At 63.9% G+C, this 16,788-nt stretch carries 23 protein-coding genes; 11 read left to right on the top strand and 12 right to left on the bottom strand.

Going from position 1 to position 16,788, the window contains the following annotated elements; translation table 11 throughout:
* Positions 1-77: 77 nt before the first annotated feature.
* Complete coding sequence (locus tag AC1RR3_RS23845; RefSeq protein ID WP_492825539.1) at positions 78-962, top strand: protein-L-isoaspartate O-methyltransferase family protein; 885 nt, start codon at positions 78-80, stop codon at positions 960-962.
* A gap of 7 nt (positions 963-969) precedes the next feature.
* On the opposite strand, the gene AC1RR3_RS23840 is transcribed toward AC1RR3_RS23845, so the two are convergent.
* Genes AC1RR3_RS23840 through AC1RR3_RS23825 form a run of 4 tightly spaced genes read right to left on the bottom strand, consistent with a single transcriptional unit; the run spans position 970 to position 3,348 of the window.
* Complete coding sequence (locus AC1RR3_RS23840; RefSeq protein ID WP_492825538.1) at positions 970-1,197, bottom strand: hypothetical protein; 228 nt, start codon at positions 1,195-1,197, stop codon at positions 970-972.
* A gap of 32 nt (positions 1,198-1,229) precedes the next feature.
* A complete protein-coding gene (wrbA, locus tag AC1RR3_RS23835; RefSeq protein WP_492825537.1) occupies positions 1,230-1,829 on the bottom strand; it encodes an NAD(P)H:quinone oxidoreductase in 600 nt (199 codons plus the stop codon).
* A 38-nt stretch (positions 1,830-1,867) separates the two neighbouring features.
* Entirely contained in the window at positions 1,868-2,566 is a 699-nt protein-coding gene (locus AC1RR3_RS23830; protein ID WP_492825536.1) for a pirin family protein, read from the bottom strand.
* Between the two features lie 29 nt (positions 2,567-2,595).
* Positions 2,596-3,348: an SDR family NAD(P)-dependent oxidoreductase gene (locus AC1RR3_RS23825; RefSeq protein ID WP_492825535.1), complete on the bottom strand. Its 753-nt coding sequence runs from the start codon at positions 3,346-3,348 to the stop codon at positions 2,596-2,598.
* A 117-nt stretch (positions 3,349-3,465) separates the two neighbouring features.
* Between AC1RR3_RS23825 and AC1RR3_RS23820 the strand changes: the two genes are divergently transcribed.
* Entirely contained in the window at positions 3,466-4,401 is a 936-nt protein-coding gene (locus AC1RR3_RS23820) for a LysR family transcriptional regulator (RefSeq protein ID WP_492825534.1), read from the top strand.
* 108 nt (positions 4,402-4,509) lie between these two features.
* On the opposite strand, the gene AC1RR3_RS23815 is transcribed toward AC1RR3_RS23820, so the two are convergent.
* Positions 4,510-4,767, bottom strand: a complete 258-nt coding sequence (locus tag AC1RR3_RS23815) for a hypothetical protein (RefSeq protein ID WP_492825533.1) — start codon at positions 4,765-4,767, stop codon at positions 4,510-4,512.
* A 150-nt stretch (positions 4,768-4,917) separates the two neighbouring features.
* On the opposite strand from AC1RR3_RS23815, the gene AC1RR3_RS23810 reads away from it, so the two are divergent.
* Positions 4,918-5,904, top strand: a complete 987-nt coding sequence (locus AC1RR3_RS23810) for a tripartite tricarboxylate transporter substrate binding protein (RefSeq protein ID WP_492825719.1) — start codon at positions 4,918-4,920, stop codon at positions 5,902-5,904.
* 95 nt (positions 5,905-5,999) lie between these two features.
* Positions 6,000-6,344 (top strand): hypothetical protein, encoded by a 345-nt coding sequence (locus AC1RR3_RS23805; RefSeq protein ID WP_492825532.1) that lies wholly within the window; start codon positions 6,000-6,002, stop codon positions 6,342-6,344.
* A gap of 6 nt (positions 6,345-6,350) precedes the next feature.
* On the opposite strand, the gene AC1RR3_RS23800 is transcribed toward AC1RR3_RS23805, so the two are convergent.
* The 3 genes from AC1RR3_RS23800 to AC1RR3_RS23790 form a co-directional block, all read right to left on the bottom strand.
* On the bottom strand, positions 6,351-6,818 hold the full coding sequence (locus AC1RR3_RS23800; protein ID WP_492825531.1) for a YbaK/EbsC family protein: 468 nt from the start codon (positions 6,816-6,818) through the stop codon (positions 6,351-6,353).
* Between the two features lie 37 nt (positions 6,819-6,855).
* Entirely contained in the window at positions 6,856-7,587 is a 732-nt protein-coding gene (locus tag AC1RR3_RS23795; protein WP_492825530.1) for a haloacid dehalogenase type II, read from the bottom strand.
* A 68-nt stretch (positions 7,588-7,655) separates the two neighbouring features.
* The gene (locus tag AC1RR3_RS23790; protein ID WP_492825529.1) at positions 7,656-8,078 is read right to left on the bottom strand and encodes a winged helix-turn-helix transcriptional regulator; all 423 of its coding nucleotides are present in this window, start codon (positions 8,076-8,078) and stop codon (positions 7,656-7,658) included.
* Between the two features lie 84 nt (positions 8,079-8,162).
* On the opposite strand from AC1RR3_RS23790, the gene AC1RR3_RS23785 reads away from it, so the two are divergent.
* A complete protein-coding gene (locus tag AC1RR3_RS23785; RefSeq protein WP_492825528.1) occupies positions 8,163-8,897 on the top strand; it encodes an SDR family NAD(P)-dependent oxidoreductase in 735 nt (244 codons plus the stop codon).
* A gap of 50 nt (positions 8,898-8,947) precedes the next feature.
* Here AC1RR3_RS23785 and AC1RR3_RS23780 read toward each other — a convergent pair whose 3' ends face one another.
* Positions 8,948-9,832, bottom strand: a complete 885-nt coding sequence (locus AC1RR3_RS23780; protein ID WP_212280642.1) for an amidohydrolase family protein — start codon at positions 9,830-9,832, stop codon at positions 8,948-8,950.
* Positions 9,833-10,173: 341 nt separating this feature from the next.
* On the opposite strand from AC1RR3_RS23780, the gene ykgO reads away from it, so the two are divergent.
* The 3 genes from ykgO to AC1RR3_RS23765 all read left to right on the top strand — a co-directional run bounded on the left by ykgO (position 10,174) and on the right by AC1RR3_RS23765 (position 11,442).
* Complete coding sequence (ykgO, locus tag AC1RR3_RS23775) at positions 10,174-10,299, top strand: type B 50S ribosomal protein L36 (protein ID WP_006611362.1); 126 nt, start codon at positions 10,174-10,176, stop codon at positions 10,297-10,299.
* Positions 10,300-10,405: 106 nt separating this feature from the next.
* A complete protein-coding gene (locus AC1RR3_RS23770) occupies positions 10,406-11,059 on the top strand; it encodes a tetratricopeptide repeat protein (protein ID WP_492825527.1) in 654 nt (217 codons plus the stop codon).
* A 125-nt stretch (positions 11,060-11,184) separates the two neighbouring features.
* Positions 11,185-11,442 (top strand): hypothetical protein, encoded by a 258-nt coding sequence (locus tag AC1RR3_RS23765; protein ID WP_492825526.1) that lies wholly within the window; start codon positions 11,185-11,187, stop codon positions 11,440-11,442.
* A 15-nt stretch (positions 11,443-11,457) separates the two neighbouring features.
* Here the strand turns inward: AC1RR3_RS23765 and AC1RR3_RS23760 are convergent, their stop codons facing one another.
* Positions 11,458-11,640, bottom strand: coding sequence for a hypothetical protein (locus AC1RR3_RS23760; RefSeq protein ID WP_492825525.1), 183 nt, complete (start codon positions 11,638-11,640; stop codon positions 11,458-11,460).
* A 328-nt stretch (positions 11,641-11,968) separates the two neighbouring features.
* On the opposite strand from AC1RR3_RS23760, the gene AC1RR3_RS23755 reads away from it, so the two are divergent.
* The gene (locus tag AC1RR3_RS23755) at positions 11,969-12,925 is read left to right on the top strand and encodes an alpha/beta fold hydrolase (RefSeq protein WP_492825524.1); all 957 of its coding nucleotides are present in this window, start codon (positions 11,969-11,971) and stop codon (positions 12,923-12,925) included.
* 22 nt (positions 12,926-12,947) lie between these two features.
* Here AC1RR3_RS23755 and cycA read toward each other — a convergent pair whose 3' ends face one another.
* Positions 12,948-13,343: a cytochrome c-550 CycA gene (gene cycA, locus AC1RR3_RS23750; RefSeq protein ID WP_492825523.1), complete on the bottom strand. Its 396-nt coding sequence runs from the start codon at positions 13,341-13,343 to the stop codon at positions 12,948-12,950.
* Positions 13,344-13,597: 254 nt separating this feature from the next.
* On the opposite strand from cycA, the gene AC1RR3_RS23745 reads away from it, so the two are divergent.
* Both AC1RR3_RS23745 and AC1RR3_RS23740 read left to right on the top strand, forming a co-directional pair.
* Positions 13,598-15,091 carry an FAD-linked oxidase C-terminal domain-containing protein gene (locus tag AC1RR3_RS23745; protein WP_492825522.1) on the top strand — a complete coding sequence of 498 codons (1,494 nt, stop codon included), beginning with the start codon at positions 13,598-13,600 and terminating at the stop codon, positions 15,089-15,091.
* A 27-nt stretch (positions 15,092-15,118) separates the two neighbouring features.
* Positions 15,119-16,282 carry an acyltransferase family protein gene (locus tag AC1RR3_RS23740; protein WP_492825521.1) on the top strand — a complete coding sequence of 388 codons (1,164 nt, stop codon included), beginning with the start codon at positions 15,119-15,121 and terminating at the stop codon, positions 16,280-16,282.
* Positions 16,283-16,329: 47 nt separating this feature from the next.
* Here the strand turns inward: AC1RR3_RS23740 and AC1RR3_RS23735 are convergent, their stop codons facing one another.
* Positions 16,330-16,665, bottom strand: coding sequence for a putative quinol monooxygenase (locus tag AC1RR3_RS23735; protein WP_492825520.1), 336 nt, complete (start codon positions 16,663-16,665; stop codon positions 16,330-16,332).
* Positions 16,666-16,788 lie beyond the last annotated feature (123 nt).

Genomic DNA, 16,788 nt, shown 5'->3' with positions numbered 1-16,788 from the left:
CGCGCCGTCATGATTGCGCCGAGTTTCCGGTTATCGCGAGCGTTGTGTTATCGTCGCCTGCGTTCCCTGGAGGCGACATGGAAGATCGTTCGGCAAAATATCGCGCATTCTATGCGCAGTTGATCTGCGCCGCGGCGAGGGCCGCGGACCCCCGTATCGAGGAAGCCTTTCGGACCGTCAGGCGTGAGCCTTTCGTCGGGCCCGGGCCGTGGTCGATTTCCCTCGGCGGCCATCCCTATGTCGTGACGCCCGATGATGATCCCGCTTTCCTCTATCAGAACACGCTGCTCGCGCTCGACAGCGCGCGGGGCCTCAATATCGGGATGCCCGGTGCGCACGCCTATTGGCTCAGCGGCTGCGCTGTGAAGGAAGGCGAGACCGTGATCCAGATCGGCGCGGGCAGCGGCTATTACACCGCGATTCTGGCGCATCTCGTCGGTCCCGGCGGCCGCGTCCATGCCTATGAGATCGACGAACGTCTGGCGGGGCTGGCGCGCGAGAATCTGAAGGACATCGCCTATGCGGATGTGCGCGACCGTTCGGGCGTCGCGTCCGATCTGCCCAAAGCCGACGTGATCTATGTCTGCGCGGGTGCGGCCCAGCCGGCCACCGAATGGCTCGATGCCTTGCGGCCCGGCGGGCGGCTGGTGTTTCCGCTCGCGCCCGAAGGCATGCTCGGCGGCATGCTGATGATCACGCGCCCGGACGAGGGTGCGGTCTGGCCGGCAAAATTCCTGGGGCGTGCGCAATTCATCGGCTGCGCGGGATTGCAGGATGCGGATGCCGCCCGGCGACTGGCCGAGGCGTTCGCAAGGGGATGGGAGAGCGTGCAGTCGTTGCGGCGGGAGGGCGCTCCCGACGAAACCTGCTGGTTTGCTGGTGAGGGCTGGTGGTTGTCGACGGCGCCGGCGCCTGTCGTGACTGCGCCGATCAAGCCCCACGCGGACATCACGCAGGCCTAGCGGCTGACTAGCGCATCACGCCTTCGTGCAGCCGGCGCAGTGAAACCGGCCGCGCGAGGCCCGGAACAGGCTGCGGCAATACCAGCGCCGCGCCAATGCCTGGGCGGGCTTGCGGATCATCTGCGCGATCAACAAGAGTTCGAAAGCCATTCGTATCGCTTTTGGTGAAATATCCTGTCCACGCAGATAAGGCGGCATTCCCGAAAGAGAATGCCGCCCGCGTCGCATCAGCCATGCAGCCGTTCGTGCGTAAAGCTTAACCGCGGCTCAGCCGTGCAGCTTTTTGGCGGTCTCCGCGATCTGCCGTCCCTGATAACGCGCGCCGGCGAGCTCGTTGGCGCTGGGCTGACGGCTGCCGTCGCCGCCGGTGATCGTGGTGGCGCCGTAGGGCGAACCGCCAGTGACTTCATCCAGCTTCATCTGGCCGGCGAAGCCATAGTTCAGGCCGACCACCGTCATGCCGAAATGCAGCAGGTTGGTGATGATCGAGAACAGCGTCGTCTCCTGGCCGCCATGCTGGGTCGCGGTCGCCGTGAAGGCGCCACCGACCTTGCCGTGCAGCGCGCCCTTGGCCCAGAGCCCGCCGGCCTGGTCGAGGAAGTTCGCCATCTGCGAGGCCATGCGGCCGAAGCGGGTGCCAGTGCCGACGATGATCGCGTCGTAATTGGCGAGGTCCGCGATCTCAGCGATCGGGGCGGCCTGGTCGACCTTGTAATACGAGGCTTTCGCGACTTCGGCCGGCACCAGCTCGGGCACGCGCTTGATGTCGACGGTGGCGCCGGCTTCGCGCGCGCCTTCGGCGACAGCGTTCGCCATCGCTTCGATGTGGCCATAGGCGGAATAGTACAGGACGAGAACTTTGGTCATGGTGGTCTCCGTTGGGATTACGTGAGGTGATTGGATCGTTACGCCGCGTCGACGAGCACGAGCTCGGAGTCTTCGAGCGCCGTGATCTTCAGTTTCTCCTCGTCGCGGATCGCGACGCCGTCGCGGGCATTGACGCGCACGCCGTTGATCTCGACAGAGCCAGCCGCAGGCACGAGGTAAAGGTGCCGCGACTTCAGCGGCTCGTACTCCGCGCTCTCGCCGGCCTTCAGCGTGGTGGCGAGCACCCGTGCATCGGCGCGGATCGGCAGCGCGTCCGTATCGCCTTCGAGGCCACTCGCGATGGTGACGAGCTTGCCCGAGCGGTCCGCTTTCGGGAACGGTTTGGAGCCCCAGGTCGGCTGGCCGCCGCGTGTGGTCGGCTCGATCCAGATCTGGAAGATCCGGGTCTTGCTCGGCTCCAGATTGTACTCGGAGTGACGGATGCCGCTGCCGGCGCTCATCACCTGCACGTCGCCCGCCTCGGTACGCCCCTCGTTGCCGAGGCTGTCCTGGTGGGTGATCGCGCCCTCACGCACATAGGTGATGATTTCCATGTTGGCGTGGGGGTGGGCGGGAAAGCCGCTGTTCGGCGCGATCTCGTCGTCATTCCACACCCGCAGGGCGCCGTGGCCCATGTTGCTCGGGTCATAATGGCCAGCGAAGGAGAAATGATGCTTGGCCTTGAGCCAGCCGTGATCGGCGCCGCCGAGCGTGTCGAAAGGTCTGAGTTCGATCATTTGCGTAATCCTTGTTTGATCTTGACGTCTCAGGCGCCGAACCCGCCGTCGACATTGAGCACGGTGCCGGTGACGAAGGAGGCTTCCGGGCTTGCGAGGAAGACGATTCCGGCAGCGACCTCCTCGGGGCGGCCAAAGCGCTGGAGCGCGTGCTGCTTGCGCTGGGCTTCCGCGAAGTCGCGGTCGTCGTCCGGATTCATGTCGGTGTTGATCGAGCCGGGTTGCACGACGTTGACGGTGATGCCGCGCGGGCCGAGGTCGCGCGCCGCGCCCTTGGTGTAGCCGACGACGGCCGCCTTGGTGGCGACGTAGTCGGCAAGGCCGGGGAACGTGGCGCGGTCTGCGAGCATCGAGCCCACCGTGACGATGCGGCCGCCGTCACCCATCAACTGCGAGGCAGCGCGGATCGCCGCGATCACGCCATGCACGTTGACCTGGTCCTGCCGTTCCAGCGCATCGGTGTCGGCCTTGGCATCATCGGTCGCACCGCCGGCGGCAACGCCGGCATTGTTGACGAGAATGTCGAGATGGCCGAATTCCTTCGCCACGTCATTCACGAGCTTGGTGACGTCTTTGGCCGAGGCCTGATCGGCCTTGAAGGCGCGGGCCTTGACGCCCCTGGCCGTCAATTCGGTGACGACAGCCTCTGCCTTTTCAGGGGAGGCGACGTAGCTGATGGCGACGTCAGCGCCTTCATCGGCGAGCGCGCGGGCCGACGCCGCGCCGATGCCGCGCGAGCCGCCGGTGACGAGGGCAACCTTGCCTGAGAGCTTCTTGGTCATTGGATTTCTCCAGTCCTGAATTTCTGATGACCCTTGGATAAGCCTCCGCCTGTGGTATAGAAATAGAAACTGTTGAAACCTATTGTTTACAAAATCATCCCAATTGGACCGGCGCACATGGCAAAACTCCCGGATTTCGAGGCGCTCGCGATTTTCGCAAAAGTCGTGGAATTACGGTCGTTTGCGGGGGCCGCCAGCGAGCTTGCGATGTCCAAGGCGACGGTCTCCAAGGCGGTCACGCGGCTGGAGGAGCGGCTCGGCGCGCGCCTGTTCAACCGCACCTCGCGTCGGCTGGCGCTGACCGACGCCGGCCACAAGCTCGCCGAGCGCGCCACGCGCCTGCTGGTCGATGGTGAGGCGGCGGAGAACGAGGCGCTGGCGCAATCGGTGGCGCCGCGCGGCCTGGTGCGGCTTGCCGTGCCCATGACGTTCGGCATCAAGGCGGTCGCGCCGCTGCTGCCGGAGTTCTTCGAAACCTATCCGGAAGTCTCGGTCGATCTGCACTTAAGCGATGCGACCATCGATCTGATCGGCGAGGGCTTTGACATGGCGGTGCGGATCGCGCGGTTGCCGGATTCTTCGCTGATCGCGCGGCGGCTCTTCACCATGCCGCGCTTCACGGTGGCCGCGCCGTCCTATCTCAAGAAACACGGCCGGCCGACCCATCCGATGCATCTCGCCGAGCACAAATGCTTCGCTTACGCCTATCTCTCAACGCCGAATGTCTGGCACTACACCAATTCCGCCGGCGAGCAGGCCAGCGTGCGTCCGGGCGGTCAGCTTCGCGTCAACAACGGTGAAGCGGTAATGCCGGCGCTGATCGCGGGCCTCGGCATCGCCGAGCTTCCCGAGTTCATCGTCGGTGACGCCATTTCGTCCGGCGAAGTGGAAGTAATCCTGAAAGACTGGAAACAGGCCGAAGGTGCCGTGCACCTCGTGACTCCGCCCGGCGGCCCGCGGCCCGCGCGCGTCGAAGTACTCGGCGATTTTCTCGCGGCGAAGCTGCCGGGCACCTGCAAGCGGCGGCCGCGCGGGAAGGTGAAGGGGTCGTAGCGAACGGCCTCAACGACCCCCGTCATTGCGAGCGCAGCGAAGCAATCCAGAGGGTCTCCGCGGAGGGATTCTGGATTGCTTCGCTGCGCTCGCAATGACGGAGCGTGACTACGACACCTTCACACCGTTGATCGCGACAATTCGCAAGTTCGGCTTCAACGTCGATTCCAGCTGCGTCTTCAAATCCTGCACACGCGGGTCGTTCGAGCGCGCCGCGCATACCGCGTATTGATGGACCGATTGCGCCAGGGCGCGCCGCGCTTCCGGCGTTCGCGTCAATTCGGGCTTCGAAAGCCGCAGGACGATCGCTGCGAGATTCACCAGCATCTCGTCCAGCGCGACGTCGATGGTCGCAAGATTCCGCATCACTCACTCCCTCAAGAGGGCAACAGCGGGTCCAGGGATGCGTTCCTGACGGGGGCGGACATGGTCAATGCTTCGTTAACGCCTTGCTCTTGCCGTTCGGTACGTTAGGCTGCCGGCGAAACAAAGAAAATCGGGGGCGAGGGGACCATGATGGATCGACGCGATCTCTTGCGCGCGGCTGCGGCATTGCCGCTGTTGCGGGCTGCCCTGCCGGACGAGGCCTTCGCCCAAACCTATCCGGTGCGGAACATCACCATGATCGTGCCGTTTCCGGCCGGCGGACAGGCTGATCTTGCCGCGCGCCCGGTGGCGATGGCGCTGGAGCGGATCCTCGGCAAGCCCGTCATCGTCGACAACCGCGCCGGAGGCGGTGGCGGATCGGTCGGCAATGCCGCGGCGGCGCGCGCCGAGCCCGATGGCTACACGCTGCTGATGACGCTGTCCTCGCTCGCGGTGCTCCCCGAGGCCGACCGGCTGTTCGACCGTCCCGTTGCCTATGAAGTCTCGCAGTTCATGCCGATCGCGCGGGTGCTGGCCGATCCCACGTTGCTCGCGGTGCCGGTTTCGGCACCGTGGAAGACGGCACAGGATTTCGTCGAGGATGCCAGGAAGCGGCCGGGCCAGATCACCTATGGCTCATCAGGGCCTTACGGCACGCTGCATGTGGCGATGGAGATGTTTGCGAGCAGCGCCGACATCAAGCTGCTGCATGTGCCGTTTCGCGGCGCCGGTCCGGCGCTCACCGCGTTGCTCAGCGGCACCGTGCAGGCGATCGCCGCCGCGCCGGGGACGTTGAAGCCGCAGGTCGACGACGGCAAGCTGCGCGTGCTCGGCAATTGCGGTGCCAAGCGGATCGCGAGCTTCCCCGACGTGCCGACCTTCCAGGAGCTCGGTTACAAGGATGTCGAGATGTACATCTGGGCCGGCCTGTTCGCACAGAGTTCACTGCCGGCTCCGGTCGCCAGCCGCCTGCGCGAGGCGATGGCGCAGGTGATGACGAGCCCGGACGTGCTCAAAGCCTTTGAGACCTCGGGCAGTCTCGTCGCCTATCAGGATGCGCCGGCTTTCTCGGAATTCGTCGCGGCCGACAGCACGCGGCTGATCGCGGCGGTGAAAAAGATCGGCAAGGTGGAGTAGGTTCCGGCCGCGTTTTCACGTTTTTTTGTTGGTCCAGAACCGGCTCTCGCCTCATTGATTGATGAGAATTCGAGGGAATCGAGAAGGATCGGGACATGCGAACAGAGCGGATTGCGCTGGGTGTCGTGCTCGCGATCGGCGGCATCGTTGCGCAGGGCGCGGTATTCGCCGAGGAATATCGCGGCACAATGGAACAGCAGATGGCCTGCACACCCGATGTGTGGCGCCTGTGCAGCGACCAGATTCCGGACGTCGGCCGCATCACGGCCTGCTTGCAGCAGAATACGCCGCAGCTCTCCAGCGGATGTCGCGCTGTATTCCAATCCAATAACCAGATGCCACCGCAGCAGACGGTGCCGCGAGGTCGCGCCGTGCCGCCACCGCGTTACAATACCGCGCCGCCGCCCGCGCAGCCCCGGCCCTACGATGATGACGATTAGTGCCTTCTACGGTTTGTGCTCGCAGACGTCGACCCATTCAGCCGCGGTGAGCTCGGCCATCCGCTCTGGCGTGATGCGCACCGCGCTGTGGGTTGAGCCGGCGGCCGGCACCACCACGTCGAACGCCTTCAGCGACACGTCGCAATAGACCGGCAGCGGCGACTTCAGTCCGAACGGGCAGACGCCGCCGACCTCGTGACCGGTGATCTCGGCGACCTCTTCCAGTCCCAGCATCTTGGGCTTGCCGCCGAACGCAGCCTTGACCTTCTTGTTGTCCATGCGCGAGGTGCCGGCCGCGACGATCAGGATCACGCGCTCGCCGACACGCAAAGACAGCGTCTTGGCGATCATCCCGGGCTCGACACCATAGGCTTCGGCGGCCAGCGCCACGGTCGCGGAGCTGATCGGGGACTCGATGACGGAGATGTCGGGGGCTTTCTCGGCGAAGAAGGCGCGAACGGATTGAAGGCTCATTCCAGGCAGCTCATGCAAAACTATCGGGCGGCGATCCCTAGATGATCCCGGGCAGCTCGGAAAGCGAGCGGACACGGTGGTCCGGCGCAAAGCCAAGCTCGTCCATCTGGGTGCGGATCGCCTTGAACATCGTCAGCGGTGCCACGAGTTCGTTCTCGACGCAAGCCAGCGCCATGGCCTCGGGCGTCACCCGCTCGATCCAGGCGACGTTCAATCCAAACGCCTTTGCGCCTGCCACGTCCCAGGGATTGGACGAGACGAACAGCACCTCATCCGGCCTGGTGCCGAGCACCTCGCCGATCAGCGAGTAGGCCTCCGGCGACGGCTTGAAGATCCTGTTCACATCGACGCTGATGGTGGCGTCGAGCAGGCGGTCGAGCCCGGAGTTGCGCACCAGCGCGTTCAGCATGTCCGGGCTGCCATTGGAGAGGATGGCGAGTTGACGCGGCCTCAGGGCTGCAAGCGCCGCTGCCGCATCCGGATAGAGATCGAGATGCAGATACTTCTCGATCACGCGCTCGAACACCTCGCTGTCATAGGCAAGGCCGAGCACCCGCAGCGTATAGGCGAGCGAGTCGCGGGTGACCGCGGCAAAATCCTGGTAGCGCCGCATCAGCGAGCGCAACCAGGTATATTCGAGCTGCTTGATCCGCCAGACCTGCGTGATGATCTCGCCATAGCCCGGAAACGCATCCTCGGTGATGTCAGCGACCGACTGGATGTCGTAGAGTGTCCCGTAGGCATCGAAGACGACGGCTTTGAGGGGCATCGGCTGGTCCTCCTGCAGCGTGGCGGGCGAGAGACTATAACTCCGCCAAGCGAAACGGAGCGGTCAGGTTACCGTGCCCCGGTGTTCGAGGTGTCTCTCTGCGCGAAGACCCGGCTGACTTCTGCGACGTGGGTCTCGCCCCAGTAGCAGAGCGGGACGAGGGCCTCAGCCAGACTGCGGCCCAAGGGTGTGAGGCTGTAATCCACCCGCGGTGGCACCTCCTTGTAGTCGGTCCGCTTCACGAGACCGTCGGCCTCGAGCTCCTTGAGCTGCTGGATGAGCATCTTGTCGCTGACGTCGCGTACCGCTCGCCGGAGTTCGCCGTAACGGGTCGGGCCGCCCTGGGCGAGGAAGTACAGGATCAACGGTTTCCACTTGCCGGCGATAACCCGCAGGGTCGCGTCGAGGCCGCACGTGAAGCCGGGCAAAGTCGGCGTGCAACTCTGGACGGACGGTGAGGTCTGCGCGGAAGTAAAGATGGGGTCTGACATTTTTGGGCACTTACCAAAAGGTGCATACTTGTCGATAGGTGGGTAGGCCGCCAGCTCAGTGCAACCTCAATGAAGGAGCACATCATGAGCAGACTACAAGGCAAGACGGCAGTGGTGACGGGCGGCGGAACCGGCATCGGATTTGGAGCGGCGAAACGGTTCATCGACGAAGGTGCGTTCGTCTACCTCTTCGGGCGTCGGCAGGAGCCGCTCGACGCCTCCGTTGCGAAGCTGGGTCCCTCGGCGCGCGCGATCAGGGGCTCGGTGACGGATCTGTCGGACCTCGACCGGCTGTATGCGACCGTTAAAGCCGAACGCGGCGGGCTCGACATCCTGTTCGCCAACGCCGGGACCGGATTGTTCGCACCACTCGGCGAGATCACGGTCGAGCATTACGATCATATCTTCGACGTCAACGTGAAGGGCCTGGTGTTTACCGTACAAAAGGCCCTGCCGCTGATGACGAAGGGCTCGTCGATCATCCTGACCGGTTCGAGCACGGGGGTGATGGGGACACCGCAGTTCAGCATCTACAGCGCGACCAAGGCCGCGGTCCGGAATCTGGCACGCAGCTGGGCGCAGGATCTGCGCGGCACCGGCATCCGCGTCAATGTGCTGTCGCCGGGGCCGATCAAGACGGAGCTTGCGCTGGAGATCGTGGGTGAGGAAGCGTTCGACGCGCTTGGAAGCACGACGCCGCTCGGGCGCGTGGCAGCCCCGTCGGAGACGGGCGCGGTCGCCGCGTTCCTGGCGTCCTCGGACAGCAGCTTCATGACCGGCAGCGAGGTATTCGTCGACGGCGGCCTGGCGCAGGTCTGAGGCTTTGAGCGTGAGGGCTTCGGTCGTTCGATCGAAGCCCTCGGTGCGCTTCAGATCCCCAGCAGCTTGCGCGCGTTGGCCTTCAGCACCTTCGGCCGGATCTCGTCGCGGATCTCGATCTTGGCGAAGTCGGACAGCCAGCGGTCCGGCGTGATCACCGGCCAGTCCGAGCCGAACAGCATCTTGTCCTGCAGGATCGAGTTGATGTAGCGCACCAGGATCGGCGGGAAATACTTTGGCGACCAGCCGGAGAGGTCGATATAGACGTTCGGCTTGTGGGTCGCGACCGACAGCGCTTCTTCCTGCCAGGGGAAGGAGGGATGCGCGAGGATGATCTTCAGGTCGGGGAAGTCGGCCGCGACGTCGTCCATGTACATCGGGTTGGAATATTTCAGCCGCATCCCCATGCCGCCGGGCATGCCCGAGCCGACGCCGGTCTGGCCGGTGTGGAACAGCGCGATCGCGCCGCCATTGTTGATCTCTTCATAGAGCGGATAGGCCATGCGGTCGTTGGCGTAAAAACCCTGCATGGTCGGATGGAATTTGAAGCCGCGGACGCCGTACTCCTCGATCAGCTTGCGCGCCTCGCGCACGCCGAGCTTGCCCTTGTGCGGGTCGATCGAGACGAAGGGGATGAGGACGTCGAGATGGTCGGAAGCGATCTCCAGCATCTCTTCGTTCTTGTAGCGGCGGAAGCCGGTCTCGCGCTCGGCGTCGACCGGGAAGATCACCGCGGCGATGTTCTTGGAGCGGTAGTAGGCCGCGGTCTCCGGCACGGTCGGCGGATGCTTGTGCGGCGACTTGAAATAATCGGCCATCTGCGCCTGGAAATCGTCATAGCCGTCGTCGGGATGGGTGCCGCAGGGCTCCTCGGCATGGGTGTGGATGTCGATGGCGACGACTTTGTCGATATCAGGCAGCTTCAGCTTCGGCATTGGTTTCCTCCCGACCGGTTGCCAAATTGATTATATGATATAACGAATTTGGCAAGGCATCCCTCGCGGCAAAACCGGCGCCCGCAAAAGTCTTTGCTGCGCGTGGCCTCAGGCGAGGCAGATCGGGCCGATCCGGCCGGTTCTACTGTGCATGGGGTTGTTTTCACGAAATTGCCGGTTCGGAACCGGGCAGTTAACATTGACATGACCTCCCGCCATGCCTTAAGAACCGCCCCGTCCCGGGCGGTCGTCCGCCAGCGGGAAAGATCTCATTTTGCCACATTCGCGCGTGCCGAAACGGTAGTGCCGAACACGGCCTTTCGAACGTTCAGGATTCCGCCATGAAGGTCCGTAACTCGCTGAAATCGCTGCGCGGTCGCCATCGCGCCAACCGCCTGGTCCGCCGCAAGGGCCGGGTCTATGTGATCAACAAGGTGCAGCGCCGCTTCAAGGCTCGCCAGGGCTGATCTACGCCCTGCCGGTCGCCTCGCGCGCCCCGCAAGACCACTGCTCACACGAGTTTGACGCCGCCTTTGCTTTGCAAGGGCGGCTTTGCGCGTTTACACTTTCGCCATGGCAGTGAGATTCCTTTTCGCGCGCACCCTCTCCATGGTTCTTGGTCTTGCCCTGGTTCTGGGCGCAGCCGGCCTGACGCCAGCCCTGGCGCAGAAAGAATTGCCGGCCCCTCCCGGCAAGGGGGAGAAGAAGCTGCCGGAGCCGCCGGCCAAGCTGCCCAAGGTCGACCGCAGCAAGAATCTCGATTTCCTGTTCGGCGCGCTGAAGGCGGCGCCTGACGAAGCCAGCGCCAAGCATGTCGAGGCGCGGATCTGGGCGATCTGGATCCAGACCCCGAGCGACACCGCGTCCTTGCTGATGACGCGGGCCAAGACCGCGGTCGACGCCAAGAAGATCGAGGTCGCGATCAAGCTGCTGGATTCGGTCATCAAGCTCAGGCCCGACTACATCGAGGCCTGGAACCGGCGCGCCACGCTCTACTACATGCAGAACGATTACGCCCGTTCGCTCGCCGACATTCGCGAGGTCCTGATCCGGGAGCCCCGGCATTTCGGCGCGCTCGCGGGCCTCGGCATGATCATGCAGGAAGTCGGTGACGAGAAGCGCGCGCTCGAGGCCTATCGCAAGGCGCTCGCCGTCAATCCGCACCTCGAAAAGATCCCCGATCAGGTCAAGGCGCTGACCGAGAAGGTCGAAGGCCGGGATATTTAGCCGACAAGTCGATCATGTCTTGAGTGAACACGGCGCCCTCGGATTAACCACGATCGGAAGCGCGTCCTCTTGAGGACTATTGTCGGTGCCGCGGCAGGCCTACCTGCATGGCAGGAGCAAAAGCCATGAAGCGTTTGATCTTTGCAGGGGCACTGCTGCTCGCGTCGGGGACGGCCAGTCTGGCCGACGGATTGTTCTGGGTGGTCGGCAACCGCGCCACCGGAAAATGCAACATCGTGACCAGCAATCCGGTCATCAACGGCGACATCTGGTTCGGCGATGGTCCCTACAAGTCCAGGGCCGACGCCAAGCTCGCCCGCTCGACCATCCGCGCCTGTCCCGCCGTCACGCCCGACGAGGAAAAGGCCGAGGACACGGACTAGGTCGTTGCCTGAACGTTAGTGCAGGACGCTGCCGCCGCGTTCGGCGAGGCCCTGATCGGCGGCCGCGGCGTAAGCCTTGGCAAGCTCCGCTTCGAGATGCTCGTTGATCAGGAGCAGCGCCCGCACGGCACCGCGCAGGTCGCCGTTGCAGCGCGCCACGATCTCATCGATCGTAGTGTCGTTCGATCTGAAGCTCATCGAAATTCTCCGGTTCAAACCAGGACAAATCCTGCCGGCCTTTCCCGCATCCCCTGAGGTTGCCGGGAGGATCGGCGCCCACCCGGGGTCTAAATGGCGGAACCGACCGTGGCGATTATAAGGAAGCCGCGATGACGGCTGCATGAAGCTGGTCCGGGGCTTGCGTGTCATTGCATGGGGTATTGATTTTATTGAATATTTTGGTTCCGCAATTATGCACATATCCACAGCCCGGCCTTTCCGGTGGAAATGCGGGAGCCGGCGGAGCGAAACTGTCACCTGCCAAACCCGTAGCTGCGATGTGCCCTGGATTTCCCGGACTCTCTCCATGATCGTGATCTCAGTCGTGACGGCGCTGGTTCTGCTGGCGCTGGTCACGCAGGCCGGAATCGTCACCGTGCAACGCGCTTTTCCGCCTCAAGGCCGGATGATCGAGGTCGATGGTGCGAGCCTTCACGTCGTCGACATCGGCCCGCGCGACGCTGGCCTGCCGATCGTGATGCTGCATGGTGCGAGCTCCAATCTCGAAGCGATGCGTCGGCCGCTCGGCGACCTCCTTGCCGCAAACCATCGCGTCATCCTGATCGACCGTCCCGGTCATGGCTGGAGCACGCGCGCGCGGAGAGAGGATTCCACGCCGCAGATTCAAGCGCGGATGATCGACGAGGCGCTGCGTAGGCTCGGGATCGATCGCGCAATCTTCGTTGTGCATTCCTGGAGCGGCGCGCTCGGCGCGCGGCTGGCGCTCGATCATCCCGGCCGCGTCGCCGGCCTCGTGATGCTGGCGCCCGTCACCCATCCCTGGCGTGGCGGCGTCGGCCGCTACAACGAGATCATCGCAACGCCCGTGATTGGCACGCTGCTCGCCTACACCGTCACGCTGCCGCTCGGCTATTTCGTTGCCGAGGCCGGCGCGCGCAACGTGTTCCTGCCGCAGACCATGCCGGACGGTTTCGTGCAGGATTCCGCGACGCCGCTCTTGCTGCGCCCGCGCGAGTTCATCGCCAATGCCTATGATCTGGTGACGCTGAAAGATGCTGTCGCCGCGCAAGTCGGGCGCTATGGCGAGATCAGAGCGCCGGTCACGATCATCGCCGGCCAGCCCGACAAGACGGTGAAGACCGACATCCACGCCCGCCCGTTCGCCGCGACCGTGCCGAATGCCAAGCTGATCGTGCTGCCCGATCTCGGCCACATGGTGCAGAACGCCGTGCCGGATCTGGTGAAGACGGAGATCGAGACGATGATCGGGAAGATCGTCCCGGCGCAGGCGGCCGCCGATTAATTGGCGGCCGCCATTCACGCGCTTACTGCTTGATTTTCCCGTCCTTGTCGAACTGCGAGACGAAGGACCAGAGATTGTTGATCTCGGTCTCGTTCTTGATGCCGGCGAACGCCATCTTGGTGCCGGGGATCTTGGCCTTGGGGTCCTTGATGTATTCCTTGAAGAGCGCCTCGTTCCAGGTGATGCCGGAATTCTTGTTCGCGTCCGAATAATTGTAGTCCGGCGCGGTGCCTGACTTGCGGCCGTCGAGGCCGTTGAGTTCGGGGCCGACCTTGTTCTTGGCGCCTTCGCCGATCGCGTGGCAGGCCAGGCATTTGTTGAATGACGATTTGCCGGCCGCAACATCCTGCGCCATCGCGGCGGATGCAGTGGCAGTGACGGTGAGGATCATCAGCGCGCCAAAAGTCAGTTTTTTCATAGGGTGCTCTTCGTCTCTTTCCCAGTGGGGGCTCTTATCTGGTCGGCAATCGTCGAACCTGCCGGTTTTGGCAGGCCCGCCCGGCTTGGACAAGCCATGAAACGATGACAGGTTTCATGATTTCCTACTTGTCCCAGAGCGAACTCGCCTGAGATCGTCGCTCCGACTTTCGGATGGCCTACCCAAACAGGCGCGGACGTGGTTGATTTGCCGCGACAAATTTGATCGTGGGCGACGAGTCGGAAGGATATGTCATGGCCATCATGATGCCTGCGAGTGACCAGGCCGTGCTTGCGCGCCGCGCCGAGATCATTGCTGCGTTGCGCGCAATCGTGCCCGGCGAAGGCGTCATCGATAGTGCGGCTGAGATGCGGGCCTATGAATCCGACGGGCTGACGGCCTACCGACAGCCACCGATGGTCGTGGTGCTGCCCGATACGACCGAGCAGGTCTCGCTTGTCCTGAAATATTGTGCCGCGCAGGGCATCAAGGTGGTGCCGCGCGGCTCAGGCACATCGCTGTCCGGCGGCGCGCTGCCGCTGGAAGACGGCGTGCTGCTCGGGCTCGGCAAGTTCAAGCGCATCCGCGAGATCGATTTCGACAACCGCGTCGTCGTCACCGAGCCCGGCGTCACCAATCTCGCCATCAGCCAGGTGGTCGCACATGCCGGCTTCTACTACGCGCCCGATCCGTCCTCGCAGATCGCCTGCTCGATCGGCGGCAATGTCGCGGAAAATTCCGGCGGCGTGCATTGCCTGAAATACGGCATGACCACCAACAACGTGCTCGGTTGCGAGATCGTCCTGATGAGCGGCGAGATCCTGCGCATCGGCGGCAAGTCGGCGGAGAATTCCGGCTACGACTTGATGGGCGTCATCACGGGATCCGAAGGGCTGCTCGGCGTCATCACCGAGATCACGGTGCGCATTCTGCAGAAGCCGGAGACGGCGCGGGCGCTGATGGTTGGATTCGCAGAAGTCGAGGCGGCCGGCGAATGCGTTGCACGCATCATCGGCGCCGGCATCATCCCCGGCGGCATGGAGATGATGGACAAGCCGGCGATCCACGCCGCCGAGGCCTTCGTCCATGCCGGTTATCCGCTCGACGTCGAGGCGCTCCTCATCATCGAGCTCGACGGTCCCAAGATCGAGGTCGACGAGCTGATCAATCGCGTCGAGACCATCGCGAATGCCTGCGGCTCGACCACCTGCCAGATCTCGACCTCGGAGGCCGAGCGCAATCTGTTCTGGGCCGGCCGCAAGGCCGCGTTCCCCGCCGTCGGTCGCATTTCGCCCGACTATCTCTGTATGGACGGCACGATTCCGCGCGGCGCGCTGCCGAAGGCGCTGGCCCGAATTCGCGAACTCGGCGAAAAATACCAGCTCGGCTGCGCCAACGTGTTCCACGCCGGCGACGGTAATCTGCATCCGCTGATCCTCTACGATGCCAACAAGCCCGGCGAGATCGAACGCGCGGAAGCCTTCGGCGCCGACATCCTGCGTGCCTGCGTCGAGTTCGGCGGCGTGCTCACCGGCGAGCACGGCGTCGGCATCGAGAAGCGCGATCTGATGCCGGAGATGTTCACCGAGATCGACCTCAACCAGCAGCAGCGCCTGAAATGCGCCTTCGATTCGCAAGGCCTGCTCAATCCCGGCAAAGTGTTTCCGACCCTGCACCGCTGCGCCGAGCTCGGCCGCATGCATGTGCATGCCGGCAGGGTGGCATTCCCGGATATCCCGCGGTTTTGATGGCCGGATCTCCGGCACGGTAGCGACATGGCGGACGTTGCGATAGCTGCCGCGGACGAAGCGCCGGCCGAGCCGCGAACGACATCGCGGCTGCTGTTCATCGACAACATCCGCTGGTCGATGATCATCCTTGTGCTGAGCATGCATGCCAGCGACACCTACTCTCCGTTCGGCAATTGGTACTATGTGGACCGGCAGGCGACGGGCTTCGGCACGGCGCTCTTCTTTGGCATCTACCAGAGCTTCCTCCAGGCCTTCTTCATGGCGGCGCTGTTCTTCATCGCCGGCTATTTCGCCGCTGGCGCCTTTGACCGGAAAGGCTTCGCGAGATTTGCGCGTGACCGGCTGCTCAGGCTCGGCTTGCCGACCTTGCTGTACATGTTCGTTATCGGCCCCCTCACACAGTATTTTCTCTCCTGGACCTGGGGCAAAGGTGGTTTCGGCCATCAATGGCTGACCCATCTGGAGGACGGAGAGTGGCTCTCCGAGACCGGGCCGATGTGGTTCTGCGCGGTGCTGCTGCTGTTCTCGCTTCTCTATGGTCTCATCCGCCAGACTGGATGGCGGGAGCCGCAGCTCGCGCTGCGCGGCACGGGGATTGTCCTGTTTATCGCCGCCATGGCGGCGACCACCTTCGCGGTTCGCATCGCGATCCATGCTGATGCCTCGGTGCTCAACGTCCACCCCGGCGACATCCCGCAATATGTTCTCATGTTCGCAGCTGGCAGCTTCGGCTATCGCGGCAATTGGATGCTCGGGATTGCCGAACGCTCCTGCATCCGGTGGGGACTGCTCGCCCTGTCGCTTTCCGCACCGCTGTTTGCGGCGATCGTGCTGTTCGGGGGTGGTCTGAGCGGCGACACGGCGCTCTATGCAGGCGGCTTCAACCTCATCAGTGCCGGGAAGTGTTTGTGGGAGGCGCTGGTCTGCGTTGGCATGGGTCTGGTGATGCTTGCCGTCTATCGTCGCTATTTCGACGCGCAGGGATCGGTCGCCAAATGGTTCTCGGACAACGCCTTCGGCGTCTACCTGATCCACCCGCCGATCCTGATAGGCTTCGCCCTGCTCCTGCACGGACTGCCGCTCTTTGCCCTCACGAAGGCGCTGCTGCTGACCATGCTGGCCGCGATCGGCAGCCTGGCCGTCTCGGCGTTGATCCTGCGCAAATCGCCGCTGCGCGCGATCATCTAACAGCGCACGCCGCGGTCCGGTTTGAACCGCGGCGTGCAAACAGGCTCCTATAGCAGTCCGTATTGCGCCCGCTCGCGCTTCGCCAGCAGCGGTAGCGCTTCGCCGGCGATATAGGTCTTGAAGTGATCGCTCTCCTGATGCGCCTTGAAGGCCGCCTCGTCGCGGAACAGCTCGTAGAACAGGAACTGGGCTGGATTCTCCCTGGCGCGCGAGATCAGGAACAGCTTGGCGCCGTCCTCGCGCTGCGCCTCCGGCAGGAAACGGTCGAGGATCGCGGCGACCTTGTCGGCCTCGCCCGGCTTGGCCTCCCATTGCGCGACGACGAGCAGGCCGCCGCCATCGACGGCGTCGCTGAGAGATTTCTGCGTGGCATAGTGGTTCATGATGTCTGTCTCCATCGGTTGGTCTCGATCGCGACCGCCGCAACCTTGTAGCGACGGCTTGCCGGCTTTGGTTCGCCGGTGATCGAAGTGTCGATGTCGTGAACGCTTCGATTGGGATCGAAG

It is taken from the genome of Bradyrhizobium sp. GW821-FHT13H05, from assembly GCF_058804065.1.
This window is presented reverse-complemented; position numbering and strand designations above follow the sequence as displayed.